This is a genomic window from Alteromonas sp. LMIT006 (assembly GCF_024300645.1).
Lineage (GTDB): Bacteria > Pseudomonadota > Gammaproteobacteria > Enterobacterales > Alteromonadaceae > Opacimonas > Opacimonas immobilis.
In genome coordinates this window covers 1,194,423-1,211,620 of the sequence record NZ_CP101291.1, presented here as the reverse complement: position 1 = coordinate 1,211,620, position 17,198 = coordinate 1,194,423, and the positions used below count along the sequence as shown (strand labels likewise).

The window sequence follows — 17,198 nt, the reverse complement described above, 5'->3', positions numbered from 1 at the left end:
GTGATCCCTAATGATCCACTTTTTGCCACATTTACCCACTAATCTGCAGTTTATTGGGTAAGCTGATCCACGTCAAGCATAGTTCGTAAATTTTTGTACGAAAAGCATACAAAAAGCCCACAACACATTGTGCTATGGGCTTTTTTAATTCAGAAAAAATTTATGAGGATTTATTCTGTTTTTTGTTGAGCTTCTGCTTTGGCTTTGGCTGCGGCTTCTTGCTCAAGGTTGACCACTTGAAGAGAGCGGATTGGCTGATCAGTATTGTTACTTAGCTCAACGATACGGTTGATTTGACCAAGAGATAGCATAATGGCGTAAAGTGCGCCCATGAAACCTTTTTTGTGTAAGTCAAGCACCACATCATCAGCGAGGTCGAACAACTTCGCTTCGTTTATTCCCATCATGCCTTTAACCGCTTTACGCTCACCAGATACAGTGACCATGCGCAACTCAAGTTCACTCAATAGATCTAATTCAACTACACGTTTAACAAACTCAGCGGTGAGTTTTTCACTATTGGCCAAGAAATCCATGAACTGCAATGATTGTTGTAATAATGGAGATGCTTCACCGTCTTCTTGGAAAAGCGCAGTACCGTCCGCGTTAATTAACGGAGAGTTCTCATCGATGAACAAACCAAGCTTATCTCCATCAGGGCGAATATCAAATGGATAACGCTGGATATTCATTGGAATGTGCGGAGCTTGCCATTTGCCTTCGTGAACATACAAGTTCTGGCCTTGCTCAACACCTAGCATCGCAACCGTATGCACACTGTCATTACCTGAGTCTTTGATAAACACAATGGGGGTGCATGCAGCAAGCTGTGGAAATTCGCGAATGCTCGCCGCACTAATGTGTGCTTGAGCACTAAAGGTATAATCTTTACCCGTCAAAATCTTCGTGTCTTTGTGAACATTTTTGTCGAGTGGTACATAATTCATCGTCATGTTTTTTCTCTAATTTGATGTGACAGTATTTGTTTTGAATAGTACCAATTTATCTTCTTTGGGGCTAGACGAAACCTCGATTTGTTAAACATTTGTTGTTTTCACTTAGTATCTTGTCGATTTACTTTGTGACAGTGTTTATATATTCAACAAAACGGTGTATTGATGAACAATCGTCGGTCGTGTTTTACCCTTTGTAATGTGCTGATGTTTAGGTGAGCCAGTCACTCGAAAGCGCCAATTGATACACTACAGAATAATAATAACGCCTAAGTAGGTCAAAAACGCGATACCTACATAAGGGAATGGCGAAGACCAAAAAGACAATGGCTTGACTTTTACCTCTTTTGTCACCAACCTGCCCGAAGCGATATCGGCTTCGTGTTGCGCGAGCTTTTTACGCGCATAATAAAACTGAGCAATAATGGCTGCAAAAATACCAAAGGCAATGCCTAGGTTAAATTCGTCATATAAATACACCGCGTAAAAATACAGTAGCGCATAAATGGCGATGATGATCCAAAAAAACTGTCGCATATTATTATTCTCCTATTTGACGCTATTTAATAAGTAAAATTGCATCATTGCGATCATTTGCGCATGGATTGGATTGTATTCTGGGCTGTCACAGTTGACGAGAGGATTTGGATCCTTTTCATTAATTTGCTGTACTTGCTGTTTAGTCAAAGGCACTGCAGCATGACACACTGCCATAGATTCTGCTATCTGGATTACAGTATGCTCTGCTACTGAAAAGGACAATAAACCTTCTACCCCAGCAATGGGTGTCACATTGTCAGACTGAGAGTGGGCGACGAATATCGGCAACTTTAGTCCGGTAGAGTCGTGTAGCCCCGTACGAATATTGCGAATAATATCCATCAATATCAGTGCTGCATGACTCGAAATATTTGGATATTTATAAGGGTTTGTTCCCGCTTCGGGATAATCACCATCGATCCACTTACTCAACCACTTTGCAAACGGGATCTTACTTAAGGTTTCAGCATTATCGGCCAGCGCTAGCGCACCAGAAAACAAGAGCAAACCTTTAGTCTGCCCCGGATACCTCAAGATATGATCGACCGCCAATGCACCACCGGTAGAAAAACCACCGACAACTATACCATTGCCTAAAGAATTGCTAGCGGCGATGAGATTATCTGTGTAATCACGCCAAATTTGGCGCAAGTTATTGTCGTGAAGAATCGACTCTGAGTTTGTTTTTAACCCATGGCCTGGAAGCAAGCCAACGACTACATTCATCCCGGCCTGATGTACCGCTTGCGCGACACTTTGCAAGTAAAATGGTGAATCACTTAAGCCGTGCAACAAGACGACCACGGGATGGTCAGTCGCCATTGAGCCATCAAACTGTCGGTGCCACAAGACAAATGGTGCATTGCCTGCGTTACGTAATTCTTCTGCACAAAAAACAAATTGCGCATCCGCCAAAGTCGGTTCATTGTGGCAAACTGTGGCGGTTAATGTTGTGGCATGCAAATCATAAAAACTATGAAGAAAAGATTCATTTGGTTGAGCGTAAGAAACTGTTGTACTCAAAACGAACAACAACCATAACCCATTCAGACCTTGCGACATTGAGCATCCTTAATAGCTTCAACTACCCGCTAAGTATACCCAATTCATTCGCAATTAAACACCTACCCTTAAGTCATCTAGGTTGTATTTTTCAATCAAAGAATACAAGGTGGGTCTAGTCACCCCTAATAACTCAGCGGTTCGTGACATGTTTTGTTCCGCTTGTGAATACGCTCTGCGTATGGCCTTGCTCTCTGCCGCTTCACGAACCGCTCTAAGGTTGATGACTTTGGGCGTTGGATCGGCATGACCTTGTGGCAACGAGAGATCATGAAGTTGCACCATTTGACCATCAGCCAAAATGACTGCTGATTTTAGTTTGTTTTGCAGTTGTCGAATATTGCCTGGCCAGTCATAACTTACCATAGCTTGCTGCGCCTCCTCGCTAAACCCTTTTACTTTTGACGCAAAATCTTCTGCGTATTGATTGAGGAACGTTTTCGCCAGGAGTAACACATCCTGTTCACGCTCTCTTAGCGGTGGAATATTAATGACCATTTCACCTACGCGATAATACAAATCTTCACGAAATGTTTCGTCTGCAACCATGGTCTGCAAATCTCTATGTGTTGCACATATCACCCGAATATCAACCGGGATCTCGCTGCGCCCCCCCACTCGCTCGATGACTCGCTCTTGCAAAAAACGCAGCATTTTGGCTTGCAGACCAATCGGCATATCGCCAATTTCATCTAAAAATAATGTACCACCTTGCGCCGTTTCAATTTTACCTAAGGTGGTTTTATTCGCGCCAGTAAACGCGCCTTTCTCGTAACCAAACAATTCACTTTCTAGTAAATTTTCAGGAATGGATGCACAGTTGATTGCCACAAATGGCTTTTCTGCGCGCGGCGAGGCTTCGTGAATTGAGCGAGCGAACACCTCTTTACCTGTACCAGACTCGCCTAATAGCAAGGTAGTGATATCGGTTTTGGCAATCTTTTCAGCCCTACGGCATACAGCTTGAATACTCTCACTCACTCCAATAATACGCCCCATAGCTGGCTTAGCATTTTGTAAACGTCGGTTTTCAGTTTCCAAAGCTGACATTTGCTGAGCGCGAGCTACCAATACTTTGATAGTGTCTGAATCGATGGGTTTCTCATAAAAATCATATGCACCAAGCTCAATTGCTTTAAGTGCATTAGCTTTATCATTGTTACCAGTCACAACAATGACTTTGGTATGTGGAGCAAGAGCAATAATTTCTTCGAGGGTTTTAAGGCCTTCTGAAGCATTAGTAGAGTCAGGCGGTAAGCCAAGATCTAAAGTCACGACACTAGGTTCATGACGACGAAGAGCCGTAATCGCTGATGCGCGGTCATCAGCAAATGCAAGTTCATAATCTGTCAAACACCATTTAAGCTGTTTTTGGATCCCTAAATCGTCGTCTACAACGAGCACTTTGCTCATATATTCACTTCCTTGTCTTCAGCTGTTGTAGATTTATCGGCACTGATTGCGGGAATATAAAGTGAAAATACAGTGCCTTTACCCTCTTCACTCATTACGTCAACCCGCCCGCCAATATCTTCAATAAAATGTTTGGCATCATACGCACCAATACCCATGCCTGCATTGCCTTTCGTTGTATCAAACGGCTTGAATAACCTATGCTTGATGAATTCCTCACTCATACCACAGCCTGTATCAGTGACCGTAAGCAATATGTGCTTTGGATCCACCGTTCTAACCTCTATTGTAATCGCTCCCTCGTCTGGAGTTGCTTGTTGTGCATTACTGACAATATGGTACAACACGTTTTGTAACTTATCGCAATCGCAATTTGCCAGCAGATCAGTGGTGATCGATAGTGTTGGTGTTGGCTGTAATGTCGCACATAGTTGATGAATAACTGTTTTTAATATAGAGGATAGTTCACAAACTTGCGCTGAAGTTTGCGCTTGAGTGTGCTTTTCAGTGAGCTGTTTGAGCATTTTTTGCATTCTTGCTTGAGTATGCTCAAGAGTTACGAATGTATCTTCGATAAATTCAGGATTGTGTTTGTGTTGTGTCGCATTAGCCAGAATCAAATCGACTTGTGCCAAAACATTTTTCAGATCATGGACAACAAATGCAGACATTCGACTAAATGCGGCAAACTGAGCATTTTCTGCCACCATATGAGAGGCTTCGTGGTGCAAAATAAAATTCGAGACTTGTGCCAATATGGCATTTAGGTAATCGCGCAACTCCCAATTGAGTGTTCGAAATACACTTTCAACTTGGTACATAGCCACCACGCCCCACAATGTTGATTCGTGATAAATCGGCATGATGAACTGTAAGCTAGATTGCTTTGCTTGAACAGGAGTTAATGCGATATTGGGGTAGTTTTCAGGATGAACGATCAATTCATTCAGGTCAACTATCCAAGGCTTATCTTGACAGTATACTGCCACTGCATTTAAGGCATACCAGTCCATGCTACGTAAATGGATGTCTTCGGATGAGGCAACAGGTAATAACTCGTTATTTTTAAACTTACATAAAACCCCTCGGTCGTATTCAATTGACTTTAAGCACCCATGCAAGGCTGTGTCATACACTTCATTGAGTTCCTTCTCCCCCACTTCCAAAATATTGGTTAGTGCAATCCAGCGTTCTCGATAATCAAACTGGTTAGCAAAGAAGTTTTTGGTAATAAATACTTTTATACGTTGTCTCAAATTAGCTGACGCCAATAAGACCCCCAATAAAAATAACGCCACAATTGCTATTACGATTTGGACCGATGTGCCCCATGTGCCGCCTTGATATTTTATAATGTAACCAACTACTGCCATCAAAAACAGATACGCGCCAGCTACTAACAACAAAGTTGAGTGTAGGACAATTTCACGCGATACAAATATTTTGATCCCCCAATGCTCCATGCGTCGCATCGCCAAAAACATAAAAGGTAAAAACAAGGTATAGACATACCCTTTTGCCGCAATAAAGTGAACGCCAAGATAGTTCACCATACTGGCATTTGCATACGTCACAAACTCCAAGACATTGACCATGCCAAGAAAAATGACTAACGGCTTAAACGCCCACCTTTGCTCACCCGCTTGACGAAACAAAAGCTCTAGTTGCAATAAAATCGTTAGCGCGCTAACCGTAAGTGCCAAAAAAATCCATTCCGTCAAACTTGGGTTAGCAATACTCGATACAATACAAAAAACAGGTGCAATAATAGCGAGGACAGTAGAGCGTTGCGCAAATACTTGCCGGACGTTATCAGCTTGATTATGCAACGCAGCACTCAACAGCAGGATCCAGCCGAGTTGCTTTAAGCTATCAAATAGAAGGTATTGTTGTAGAGTACTTTGCGGCACGATCCATGTAATATGTTGCAATGCCCACAAAGCAGTCAGAAGAAAGGCTAATGCCAGAAAAAACTTTACGCGAGAGGAATTTGTCACTGTCAGTAGCAACAAAAAAAGCGAGGCAAAACCTACAGCCGTTAAGCTAAATCCGATATTTCCAAACACTATTGCATCCTTGCATGGTTAGTTATTCCTTTTGTAACACCAAACTCCCTATGGAGTATCCCGCACCAAACGAACAGAGTAAGCTGTACTCTTGCGAAAGCAAGGAGGATTGGTGCAAGTGAAATGCGATAATTGAGCCGGCCGAGGCTGTGTTGGCATAAGTGTCTAGTACAATGGGGGCCTCATCTTTATCAGCTTCTCTACCAAGTAATTTTTTAATGATTAGCGTATTCATATTGATGTTCGCTTGATGCAAAAACCATTTTTTAACGTCGTTTGGTACTAATTGATGTGCGCCTAAATGCGACTCAATATGCGCAGCGGCCATTGGGCAGACTTCTTTGAACACCTTTCTACCTTCTTGGTGAAATAACATATCGGCAGCAAATGGCGCTAAATCAGTCGCGTGATTTAAGTAACTAAAATTAGAACGAATGTTATTCGAATATTGAGTGACGGCTTTGGTGCTCAAAACCTTATGAACATGCGCTGAGCTAGCTGTTTCTGCTCTCTCAATAACCATCGCGGTTGCAACATCACCAAAAATAAAATGACTATCCCGATCCTTATAATTCACCTGTGGTGAGACCAACTCTGGATTGATCACTAACACGGAGTTCGCCGTACCCGCTTTGACCATCTCAAATGCACGATGCACTCCAAACGTCGCAGCAGAACATGCTACTAACATATCAAAAGCGAAACCCTGAACACCAAGCGCATGTTGAATCTCTATTGCAATCGCAGGATAAGCTCGCTGAGTGTAAGCACAAGACACAATGATGCAATCGATGTCATTGGCGGACTTGTTGGCATTTGCCAGAGCGTCTCGAGCTGCTGCAAGCCCCATCTCAGCTTGATGTGATAATTCGTCATCTGCCCGAGGCGTAATCTTTGGGCGCATTCTATCAATATCGAGCGCGCCCTCTTTTTGGTATATATAACGAGAACGAATGCCACTGGCTTTGTGAATAAAATCGGCACTAGAATATGGCAATGCCACGACGGTACCCGCTTCAATTGCCTCGGCGTTTTGTTGATTGATTTGTGCTGCATACCGATTATAGCTATCAACGAGTTCTTCATTACTAATTGAATGCTCAGGGGTAAAAAGTCCAGAACCACTTATAACTACTTTTTGTTCCATAATGACCTAATTTTATGTTTTATTTAAGATTAACTGGAAACTGAAAGGATGCCAAATAATTATTATTGATTGGGCCAGAATATGGAAATTTTATGAGATGACCAAAAAGGAGCGATTTCCAATGTTGCATCATACAAATCAAGAATGCGTTTGCAAGAACCGAGTAGTGATTTGTTGCTGCGCATGCATTGAGATCGTTAATTGAAGAGCCCTATGCAATAGAGAAAACGTTTTTCGCTCTAATGCCGATAACGAACAATGCTTATTATTAATCACGAATAAACACCCTATGCAATGACCATCTTGACTGCGAATTGGGATCCCGTGATAGTAGTAAATTTGCTGAAAGAATTTGTCTTCTTTATGGTCTCCTTGATGACAGCCAAACGGCATCATAATCTCATTAATTCTATTTTGTTTAATCGTTTGTTGAGTATAAAATTGACTTGGTTCAATTTTTGATAAAGCTTTATCAGAGGCAACGACCATCCTTAACTTCTCGTGTTGCAATAGCACTATTCCAGCACCAGATACTCTAAGGAGTTCCATCGTTTCATCGACAGATAACTTTAAAGTACTCAGAAGTGTCGGTTCTATCGTCACCTCAAAGGTTTGTTGCTTCTTTTGCAGTTGGAGCAGGTTATGTGAAATCATAGTCTTCTCAAAATATTTGTTTAAATATAGATGAAAAGTACAATAATTATTATTAGCTAAAAGTTTAAAATTGTTGGTTATTTGATAATAATGGAATGGGCATGACCTCTGCAAATAACGAAGCCAATGACGAAAACATTTCAGATCGCTGAGAAGTATTACGCCAAACCAAAGCTATTTCACGATATGCTTCATCGCCTGCAGAAACAGCACTTAGCTGGGTATTGTCCAAAATACCCTTACGCTTGGCTAATTGCGGTATAAATGTGAAACCATTTTGGTGTTGAGCAAGTTGGAGTAAGGTCAAAATGTTACTGGCAGCAAGGTGACTGACTTGTTCTTGATAGGCAATTTGACACGCGGATACCGCATGCTCAGTCATGCAGTGTTCTGCATGCAACAAAAAGACACTTTCACGAGGTAAGCTGGCAAAGTCAATTGGTTTAGGTAAGTGGGCAATAGATTCCTGACGTCCAACCAAGAAAAATGGGTCGTGCCCCAAGACACGATGGCGACAGTTTGGTATTGGATAAGGTAAAGCGAGGATTACCGCATCCATTTTACCATCGCTGAGCTGTTGCACTAGATTTGCAGAAGTATCCTCGCTCAACGCCAGGCTCATCTGAGGATAAGTTTGTTTTGCGAGGGTCAATATATCAGTAAAGATAAATGGCGCTATGGTAGGTATTACACCAATAGAAACCGTAGACTGTTGCCATTGGCCTCCAGTATTGGCATATGCTGAAACTTCTTCCGCATGAGACAAGAGTTGCTTGGCTTGAGCAACTAAGTTTTCCCCGAACCGCGTGAACACAAACTGCTTATTATCACGTTCGAGTATTTGCGACGCACATTGCTCTTCCAAGTTTTGAATGGCCGCTGATAATGTGGATTGCCCTATAAAACATCGTTTGGCCGCTCGATGAAAATGTTGCTCTTCGTGTAAAACGACCAAATAATGCAGATGTTTCAAGTTCGGCCATTTCATCGTCCAGTCCTCAGTTATACACCAAACAACCACTTAAGAATAAAGAAAAACACAATCGATAGTACAGCACCGGTAGGTAATGTTACCACCCAAGAAATCGCAATCTTCTTAAATGTCTCTAAATCGAGAGCCGCAATCCCTCTTGCTAAACCGACGCCAATTACGGCCCCGACAAGTGTTTGCGTAGTCGATATCGGCAACCCCGTACCCGATGCAACAACGACGGTTGTTGCAGCTGCTAATTCTGCAGCAAAACCTTTAGACGGAGTGAGATGGGTTATATTCGAACCTATCGTCTTGATGACACGATGACCAAAAAGTGCAAGCCCTGCAACAATGCCAATGCCACCAAGAGGTAATACCCACCATTCTAGAGGTGCAGTAGCATTAATCTGCCCACCTGAGTTGACTACACTGATGACTGCAGCCAATGGTCCAATCGCATTTGCCACATCATTTGAGCCATGTGCAAATGCCATACAACAAGCGGTTAAGATCATTAAAATCGCAAAGATTTTTTCGATTGCTCGATTTTGTTCTTCGCTTGAAGCGTTTTCTTTGAAACGAATACGAGATATTGCGTATTTCCCAATGATAGCGACACCTATTCCTATGACCACTGCCATAGTGTAACCAGTCACGGTATCAAGCCCTAAACCAACGTGCTTCAGCCCTTTTTTAATGGTAACCAACGACATCATAAAGCCAGCTAACGCCATGTAAATCGGGACAAATCGCTTTGCCGCAGCGATTGGATCCACGGCATCAAAGATAATACGTTTGGCACTGATATACAGTAAATAGGCAATCACACCTGAAATAGCTGGCGTGATAACCCAGCTCCCGACAATACCACCTACTTTTCCCCATGCAACAGCGTCTGCACTGACTCCAACGGCAGTAAAACCGATAATAGCACCAATAATAGAATGGGTCGTCGACACCGGCCAGCCATAATACGACGCCACGGCCAACCAAATACCCGCAGATAAGAGAGCAGAGATCATACCTAATACAAGGTAATGTGGTATGTCGACGAAATAGGCCGTATCAATGATGCCTTTACGGATAGTGGAGGTGACTTCTCCACCAGCTAGATAGGCACCTGCAAATTCAAACACCATAGCAATGAGTACGGCTTGTTTTAGAGTTAAAGCTTTTGAGCCTACCGATGTGCCCATGGCATTGGCAACGTCATTTGCTCCTATGCCCCAAGCCATGAGAAAGCCCACGCCAGCAGCTAGTAAGATGAGTAATAAACCATAGGTTTCTAAAATTGTCACAGCTCAGCCTTTCGTCGGGACAAGTCAGATAAAGTGCGGATGATACACAAAAATTTTGTTCTATTATAGTTTATGTACGAAAAACTTAAGTTAAACTTTTATGACTTAATCAGTGCTTGGATTTTTTTCTGAATTTTTTTGCCACTATTATGCCGCAAATCTTTTCCACCAGCTAAATAAACTAAGTATTCACAAAGGTTTATACAACGGTCAGCAATGCGTTCAAAAGAGCGAATGAGCGTATTAACATCGAGCCAATAATGAATATGCTGGACATTTTGTTGTATTTCTTGCTCAAGTTGTAAGCGCAGCTCGTTGTATTTTTCATCGATCAAACGCTCTAGAGCAAATATTTTCATGGTGGTTTTGAGATCTTGCCTAGCAAACGCATTAAATGTATCACGTAGGATAGTCTGCACATCTTGCGCCATATGTGTGATACCCAACTTAAGTTCGTCGCTGTAAACAAATTCGGTTGAATTAACAAATTGGGCTATTTTTTCTATTTCATCACCCATTCTTTCCAATTCTATTACCATTTTTGAGACCGTCATCACTAATCTCAAATCACTCGCAGTCGGGTTTCTGATAGCCAAAATACGCAAACATTCACTGTCGATTTCAACTTCCATTGCGTTAATTTTAACGTCATTTAAGATGACTTTTTCGGCGAGTTTGATATCGTGCTGCAACAATGCCTCTAAGGCATCTTGGTATTGCACCTCAATTTCGCCTCCCATGACCAGCACAGCATTGCGCAAATCTTCAAGTTCACGATTAAACGTTCGCGATATGTGTGAATTAAAACGCGTATTATTTGAAAAATTAGCCATAGCGCCCCGTAATATAATCTTCCGTTTGCTTGTGTTTAGGCTGAGTAAAAAGCTTATCTGAATCTGCGTATTCAACCAACTCCCCCTGATGGAAAAACGCAGTGTAATCAGATAACCGAGCAGCTTGCTGCATATTATGCGTGATCATGACAATAGTGGTATTTTTTTTAAGGGTTTGCATCAATTCTTCAATATGTAAGGTAGCTAGAGGATCTAATGCTGAAGTGGGTTCATCTAACAATAAAATCTTTGGTTTTAATGCCAATGCACGCGCAATCATTAGCCTTTGTTGTTGACCACCTGACAAAATAGAGGCTGAAGCAAATAACTGATCCTTAACCTCATCCCACAATACTGCACTCTGTAACGCTTTCTCTACGGCTTCATCAAGTTGACGTCGAGGAATTTGTTTTTGCAAGCGCAATCCAAACGCAACGTTATCATAAATAGACATTGGGAATGGATTCGGCGTCTGGAAGACCATACCTACCTGAGTTCTCAGTTTGGCAACATGAATGTTTTTGCTGTGTATATTTTGCCCATCAATGGTGATGCTTCCGGTGCAACGGTGGTTTTTGTTCAAATCATTCATGCGATTCATACTACTGATCAAAGTCGTTTTACCGCATCCACTTTGCCCGATAAAACTGGTAATGCGATTCTTAGGGATCACCATGGAGATATCCCGCAAAACCGTTTTCTTGCCAAAATAAACCCACAAGTCGCTTATTTCGACAGAAATATCTTCGGTGCTTAGCTTTTTGAGAGCAGGCTTTGTACTTTTAAACAACTTAACCATTTAACTATACCTTTCATATCTGCGACGCAACTTGGCACGTAAAATAGCTGCCAGCACATTCAAACTTAGAACCACTATAATCAAAAGTAAACAAATCGCAAACATCATTGATTGGCTGTCAAAGGTATTTGCAGAATGAAAGACGCTATCAAAAATCAATACGCCAAGATGCATAAATTGACGTTCAAGATGAAGGTAGGGAAAAATGTCGTCAACGGGTAACGTCGGCGCGTAAATCACTGCACCAACCAGCAAAAGAGGGGCCACTTCACTGGCTGCACGGGCAATAGATAAAATCGCGCCCGTCAAGATATTTGGAGAGGCCATGGGTAAGACATTAAAACGAATCGCCTCGTATTTTGTGGCGCCTAATGCAAGTGCGCCATTGCGCAAAGTTTGAGGTACTTGTTGTAACCCTTCTTCTGTTGCGACAATCACAGTTGGTAAAGTCAACAGCGCCATAGTGATTGATGCCCACAAAATACCAGGTGTACCAAAGGTGGGGCTCGGCAAGTTTTGCGCATAAAAAATTTGGTCTATCTGCGTCCCCAACCCCATTATGAACAAGCCCAAACCGAACACTCCGTATACGATTGATGGGATCCCTGCAAGATTGATAATGATCACCCGGATTCCTGATACAAAATGATTATCAGGGGCATACTCATGCAGATAAATAGCGGTCAATACGCCAATTGGCATAACAAACACTGTCATCAAAAAAACCATCAGAACCGTACCAAATAGAGCAGGAAAGATCCCTGCACTACCACTTATTGCTTGATGATCACTCGTGATGAAACGCCAAAACTCCCCCATACTGAACCACATTTTTTCGCCAAATGACATCGCATTTGGCTGCCAAATCAATGCAATCTCTGATATTGGAAAATCAGCTGTTGCCCCATCTGAAAATTGGATAACCGTGCGGTTTTGTTGTTGCTTTTTTTGCAAATGTCTTTTTTGTTCGTGTAAGGTTTCTAATTCAGCTTGTAAACGTGCAAATACGGGTGCTGATAAAGGGATATTTTGCTCACTATATTGAGCGAACCGGAGTTCTAATGGGTAAATTATTGTATTGAGCTGCTCAATTTGTTCGGTAAGTGCGTTATTCTCATCTAAAAGCCTTTGCCAAGCCTCCTTGCTAAATGGTTGGTCACCTAACATTAGACCTTGTGCAAAAAGCAAATTACCTGTTCGAGTTTTTAGTACAAAGGTTTGTTGATGAAGCGTGATTTGCGGCTCAGAAAGCGCCAATCGACTGCTTTGTAACTCTTTCGCTATGGGGTCAAACCAAAATATATTTGTTTCCTTAGCCCCATGGTTTTGGACCATGCCTAGTACCGGCGAAGCAAAACTAGAATGAGATACTTGGTAAATCGGCTTGACTGAAAAATGGGTCATCCCCTTACTGATAACAAGTAACAGAATGGATAATAATGAAACCGTCAGCAATGCTGTAGCCACTAATGGAATGTTGACTGCGCAGAAGCGTTTAAACCAAGACACGGACATCATCATCGTTGCCCACCTCGAGCCTGTTGATTGAGTCGGCGCAACCACTCAGCAAAACAATTGAGTACAAAGGTGAATAAGAACAGCATCAATGCCGTAAAAAACAACACAACCAGATGGCTATTTTGCGAATTTGCCTCCGGCATTTCAATTACCAAATTTGCCGTTAACGCACGCAGACCGGTAAATATTTCCCAATCCGCTATCGGTGTATTCCCGGACACCATCAGCACAATCATAGTTTCACCAAAGGCACGACCAAAACCGAGCATAACGGCAGCCATTAGCCCTGGAAATGCCGTAAATAAGACAATTTGCAACAACGTTTGCACCCGCGTAGCACCAAGTGCATAGGACGCTTTGATCATTGCATTGGGCACACCGTTTATTGCATCCTCTGCCAAAGAAAAAATAGTCGGTGCAATACCTACGCCCAAACCCAGTGCAACGATAAGCATAATTTGATTACTCGGCGTCACACTTTGCACCCCATCCAATGATGAGAACCAAGTCCCGAAAACACTCGATAACCATAAAAAACAGAGTAAGCTCAACACCACAATCAGTAATTCAAAACGAATAAATATATGTTCAAATTTAGAGCGTTTGGCAATCTGATATAGCACCGCGCAGACACACATGTATATTGGCATGAACACAATGACGCTCACTACACTCCACAATATCCCAGCCGCAACATTAAACAAAACAGTTGCTGCAATCAGTCCTATAATGACAGCGGGAATAGACTCAAGCACTTCAATCATGGGTTTGAGCCAGATTCTGGCACTGGTTTTGGCTAAGAATCCAACGTATACCGCTGCACCTAGAGAAATAGGGATAGCGACGACAAGAGCAAGCGCTGCCGCTTTTAAACTGCCAATTAACAACGGCATAATATTGTATTTACGCAATTGATAATCTTGAGCTGGATTGGTTTGCCAAGCCATAGTGGCACTGTCATAACCGGGAAATGCGTGTGGTAAAAATAATTCCTTAAACGTGACACTGGCTTCTAAATTAAGTACTGCAACCGTTGTGATTTCATCGCGAATGCGCAAATGAATCGCATCACGGTCGGCCAAATGTAATGCCCCAACACCTTCTAGTTCTATCCGAGTCAACTCTTCAGCCGTCACCAAATTAAGCATGACCAGCTCAGTGAGGCCATTGTTGTGTAGTAACAGATGAACGATGTTATGGATATCAGATTCAATGACTGCAACCAATGCTTGCTCATAACTCAGATCAAAAAGCTGCAGGAATTGCAGTGGTTTATTTGCTTGCCAATGAACTCTTAATAGTTGTTGAGGCTCTCTATCCCTAGCGACAACAAGGTAAAATACGTATGGTATGTTACTTGGAAATATCTCAGCAACTTCGATAAAAGGAGTTGCTGACACGAATGTATTTGCATCAAATAATTCTAATTGACCCGCTGTGTATTTGAGTGTTAGACCTGTTTTGCCATTGGTGTTTGTCGCTGTTGCATCTATGTCCTGTTGTTCCATCGCTACCAATGGTTCGGCTTTGAGTTCATAGTTTGGGGTAGTAATTACTGGAAATGAACGAATGACCAATGTTGCAATTAGAATAAGAAAAGAGATAACAACGACGTATGCACTAAATGCAGATAAAAAATAAAACGCATTAGCCTTGCGAAACCGAAATAGATGCTGTGCGAACCCGAGGAAATGCATACGTAGTTAGTGTTTTTTTTTAACAAGTCTACCCCAGCATCTAGTACGACACAAGAATCGACAAAGATAACGAATTAATTTTCTTAAAATTGTAATATAATCAATGTATAAGGATAAAGTTTTCACTGCATGAAAAGAGTCATGGACAATCTATCAATGTATTACCCAAAAGAACTTAGTTGGCTCGCATTTAACGAGAGAGTTCTGCAAGAAGCTTCAGATACCAACAACCCAGTTGTTGAGCGTTTGCGTTTTCTAGGCATATATTCAAATAACTTAGACGAATTCTTCCGTGTTCGTGTAGCCGAGTTAAAGCGCTCTATTTCGATTGCAGAATCGAAAGACTTATGCGTTGAGGCCGAAGAAAAAAGAGCACTGTTAGAGCAAGTACAAGCACGAGTGCTTAAGTACTCGCGTCAATTTGACAAAATTCATAAAGATATCATTCGCACTTTAGAACGTTACAACATTCACCTTGAGAAGACCGAAACGATATCGGCGTTCCATCGCGAGTGGATAGAGTCTCTATTTTTTAACAAGATTTTACGTCACATCGCTCCTATCTTAGTTCATAACAAAGTTGACTTATCACAACGTTTAAATGGCAATGCATTGTATTTTTATGTCGCGTTGAAAAGAGCCGAACGCGCAACAAAATACGCCGTTGTGCAAGTGCCAACCGAGGAAATATCTCGGTTTATTTTGCTGCCTTCGACTAAAAGCAAAAAAGAAAAACGCATTATTTTACTCGATGATATTGTCAAAATGTCGATGCCTACGATTTTCAAAGGCTTTGTGCCATTTGACGAAATCGAAGCCTATTCATTCAAATTGACCCGAGACGCTGAATACTCAATTAATGATGAAATCGACGAAAGTTATGTTGAAAAAATGTCGGAAAGTATGAAGCAGCGTCTGATCGCTGAGCCTGTACGAGTCATACACGACTTCAACATGCCAGAGTATATGATTCTAGATTTGGCAAAGCGTCTCAAAATCAAATCATCGGACACCTTACAAGAAGCTGGGTATTATCGAAATTTCCGAGATTTTATTGGTTTTCCAAATGTCGGACGTCAATATCTAGAGCACCCAAAACTCCCAGCAATAAGCTCACAACAGTTCAACAACTTTGATACTGTTTTTGATGCTATTACCCATCATGATGTGCTTTTGTATTACCCATATCATCGCTTTTTACACTTTACCGAATTCTTACGCCAGGCGGCATTTGATCGCAAAGTGACTCACATTTATATCAATGTATATCGACTTGCTTCACAATCTCGAGTCATTAACTCCTTGATTGATGCCGTAGATAATGGCAAAAATGTAACGGTTGTCGTAGAACTTCGGGCTCGCTTTGATGAAGAAGCCAATATTGAATGGTCTAAACGAATGAAGGATGCCGGCATTAAAGTGGTGTTCGGTAACCCCAACATCAAGATCCACTCCAAGTTATGTGTAGTTTCACGCGAAGAGCGAGGGGTTAAACAGCACTATGCACACTTTGGCACAGGTAACTTCAACGAAAAAACCGCCAAAATTTACACCGATTATGCGTTGTTTACCAAAAACCAAGACTTAGCCCAAGAGGCTTTGCAGGTATTTGATTTTATTATCAACCCGTATCGCAATGTGAAATTCCAACACTTGCAAGTTTCTCCGATTAATACGCGAACCAAAATTCAGTCCCTAATCCGTCAAGAAATTCAAAATTTAAATCAAGGATTACCCTCTGGTATTACATTAAAAATCAATAACTTGGTCGATTATGAGTTAATTGATGACTTGTACCGCGCGTCTCAAGCGGGTGTCAAAATTAGAATGATCATTCGTGGTATGTGTGCATTGCGCCCAGGGGTGCCCGGTTTAAGCGAAAACATTTCTGTTATCAGTATCGTCGACCGCTTTTTAGAACATCCTCGAGTAATGATTTTTGAAGGCGGCGGGGATAAAAAAGTATTCATATCTTCTGCGGACTGGATGACTCGTAATTTGGAAAAACGCATCGAAGTCGGTTGCCCTATTTACTCAGAGCGCCTACGCCAGCAAATTACGGATATGATTGAATTGCATTTTAGAGATACGCTAAAAGCGCGTGTGATTGACGCTGAACAAACCAATGCCTATGTAAAACGCGGGAATCGCCGTTTGTTACAATCACAACTCGAGACTTACAAGTACTTGCAAGCGCTAGAAGAATTACCGTATTATCAAGAAAATATTCAGACGGCAGATTAAC

General features: G+C 41.9%; 14 protein-coding genes. 1 reads left to right on the top strand and 13 read right to left on the bottom strand.

Annotation, left to right across the window (positions count from 1 at the left end):
- Positions 1 to 170 precede the first annotated feature (170 nt).
- The 13 genes from NLG07_RS05660 to NLG07_RS05600 all read right to left on the bottom strand — a co-directional run bounded on the left by NLG07_RS05660 (position 171) and on the right by NLG07_RS05600 (position 14,953).
- The gene (locus NLG07_RS05660) at positions 171 to 953 is read right to left on the bottom strand and encodes a SapC family protein (protein WP_254856724.1); all 783 of its coding nucleotides are present in this window, start codon (positions 951 to 953) and stop codon (positions 171 to 173) included.
- 249 nt (positions 954 to 1,202) lie between these two features.
- Positions 1,203 to 1,490: a hypothetical protein gene (locus NLG07_RS05655; protein ID WP_254856723.1), complete on the bottom strand. Its 288-nt coding sequence runs from the start codon at positions 1,488 to 1,490 to the stop codon at positions 1,203 to 1,205.
- A gap of 12 nt (positions 1,491 to 1,502) precedes the next feature.
- Entirely contained in the window at positions 1,503 to 2,555 is a 1,053-nt protein-coding gene (locus tag NLG07_RS05650) for a carboxylesterase (RefSeq protein ID WP_254856722.1), read from the bottom strand.
- Between the two features lie 54 nt (positions 2,556 to 2,609).
- Entirely contained in the window at positions 2,610 to 3,968 is a 1,359-nt protein-coding gene (prsR, locus tag NLG07_RS05645; protein WP_254856721.1) for a PEP-CTERM-box response regulator transcription factor, read from the bottom strand.
- Positions 3,965 to 6,034: an XrtA/PEP-CTERM system histidine kinase PrsK gene (prsK, locus tag NLG07_RS05640; RefSeq protein WP_254856720.1), complete on the bottom strand. Its 2,070-nt coding sequence runs from the start codon at positions 6,032 to 6,034 to the stop codon at positions 3,965 to 3,967. Before prsK ends, prsR begins: the two co-directional genes overlap by 4 nt.
- Before the next feature lie 22 nt (positions 6,035 to 6,056).
- A complete protein-coding gene (locus NLG07_RS05635) occupies positions 6,057 to 7,181 on the bottom strand; it encodes a beta-ketoacyl-ACP synthase III (RefSeq protein WP_254856719.1) in 1,125 nt (374 codons plus the stop codon).
- A 138-nt stretch (positions 7,182 to 7,319) separates the two neighbouring features.
- On the bottom strand, positions 7,320 to 7,835 hold the full coding sequence (locus tag NLG07_RS05630) for a hypothetical protein (protein ID WP_254856717.1): 516 nt from the start codon (positions 7,833 to 7,835) through the stop codon (positions 7,320 to 7,322).
- 64 nt (positions 7,836 to 7,899) lie between these two features.
- Positions 7,900 to 8,823, bottom strand: a complete 924-nt coding sequence (locus NLG07_RS05625) for a hydrogen peroxide-inducible genes activator (protein WP_254856714.1) — start codon at positions 8,821 to 8,823, stop codon at positions 7,900 to 7,902.
- A gap of 14 nt (positions 8,824 to 8,837) precedes the next feature.
- Positions 8,838 to 10,106 carry an inorganic phosphate transporter gene (locus tag NLG07_RS05620; RefSeq protein WP_254856713.1) on the bottom strand — a complete coding sequence of 423 codons (1,269 nt, stop codon included), beginning with the start codon at positions 10,104 to 10,106 and terminating at the stop codon, positions 8,838 to 8,840.
- A gap of 98 nt (positions 10,107 to 10,204) precedes the next feature.
- Positions 10,205 to 10,939: a phosphate signaling complex protein PhoU gene (gene phoU / locus NLG07_RS05615; protein WP_254856712.1), complete on the bottom strand. Its 735-nt coding sequence runs from the start codon at positions 10,937 to 10,939 to the stop codon at positions 10,205 to 10,207.
- Positions 10,932 to 11,738: a phosphate ABC transporter ATP-binding protein PstB gene (gene pstB / locus NLG07_RS05610; RefSeq protein WP_254856711.1), complete on the bottom strand. Its 807-nt coding sequence runs from the start codon at positions 11,736 to 11,738 to the stop codon at positions 10,932 to 10,934. Before pstB ends, phoU begins: the two co-directional genes overlap by 8 nt.
- Positions 11,739 to 13,259: a phosphate ABC transporter permease PstA gene (gene pstA, locus NLG07_RS05605; protein WP_254856710.1), complete on the bottom strand. Its 1,521-nt coding sequence runs from the start codon at positions 13,257 to 13,259 to the stop codon at positions 11,739 to 11,741.
- Complete coding sequence (locus tag NLG07_RS05600) at positions 13,256 to 14,953, bottom strand: ABC transporter permease subunit (protein ID WP_254856709.1); 1,698 nt, start codon at positions 14,951 to 14,953, stop codon at positions 13,256 to 13,258. The genes pstA and NLG07_RS05600 overlap by 4 nt, the downstream gene beginning before the upstream one ends.
- A gap of 141 nt (positions 14,954 to 15,094) precedes the next feature.
- Between NLG07_RS05600 and ppk1 the strand changes: the two genes are divergently transcribed.
- The gene (gene ppk1 / locus NLG07_RS05595; protein WP_254856708.1) at positions 15,095 to 17,197 is read left to right on the top strand and encodes a polyphosphate kinase 1; all 2,103 of its coding nucleotides are present in this window, start codon (positions 15,095 to 15,097) and stop codon (positions 17,195 to 17,197) included.
- Position 17,198 lies beyond the last annotated feature (1 nt).

Bases quoted from the DNA above. Each gene is read 5' to 3' on its own strand.
- phoU (WP_254856712.1), bottom strand. From the start codon at position 10,939: ATGGCTAATTTTTCAAATAATACGCGTTTTAATTCACACATATCGCGA.
- pstA (WP_254856710.1), bottom strand. From the start codon at position 13,259: ATGATGATGTCCGTGTCTTGGTTTAAACGCTTCTGCGCAGTCAACATT.
- NLG07_RS05635 (WP_254856719.1), bottom strand. From the start codon at position 7,181: ATGGAACAAAAAGTAGTTATAAGTGGTTCTGGACTTTTTACCCCTGAG.
- ppk1 (WP_254856708.1), top strand. From the start codon at position 15,095: ATGGACAATCTATCAATGTATTACCCAAAAGAACTTAGTTGGCTCGCA.
- NLG07_RS05650 (WP_254856722.1), bottom strand. From the start codon at position 2,555: ATGTCGCAAGGTCTGAATGGGTTATGGTTGTTGTTCGTTTTGAGTACA.
- NLG07_RS05630 (WP_254856717.1), bottom strand. From the start codon at position 7,835: ATGATTTCACATAACCTGCTCCAACTGCAAAAGAAGCAACAAACCTTT.
- pstB (WP_254856711.1), bottom strand. From the start codon at position 11,738: ATGGTTAAGTTGTTTAAAAGTACAAAGCCTGCTCTCAAAAAGCTAAGC.
- NLG07_RS05625 (WP_254856714.1), bottom strand. From the start codon at position 8,823: ATGAAATGGCCGAACTTGAAACATCTGCATTATTTGGTCGTTTTACAC.
- NLG07_RS05600 (WP_254856709.1), bottom strand. From the start codon at position 14,953: ATGCATTTCCTCGGGTTCGCACAGCATCTATTTCGGTTTCGCAAGGCT.
- prsR (WP_254856721.1), bottom strand. From the start codon at position 3,968: ATGAGCAAAGTGCTCGTTGTAGACGACGATTTAGGGATCCAAAAACAG.
- NLG07_RS05660 (WP_254856724.1), bottom strand. From the start codon at position 953: ATGACGATGAATTATGTACCACTCGACAAAAATGTTCACAAAGACACG.
- NLG07_RS05655 (WP_254856723.1), bottom strand. From the start codon at position 1,490: ATGCGACAGTTTTTTTGGATCATCATCGCCATTTATGCGCTACTGTAT.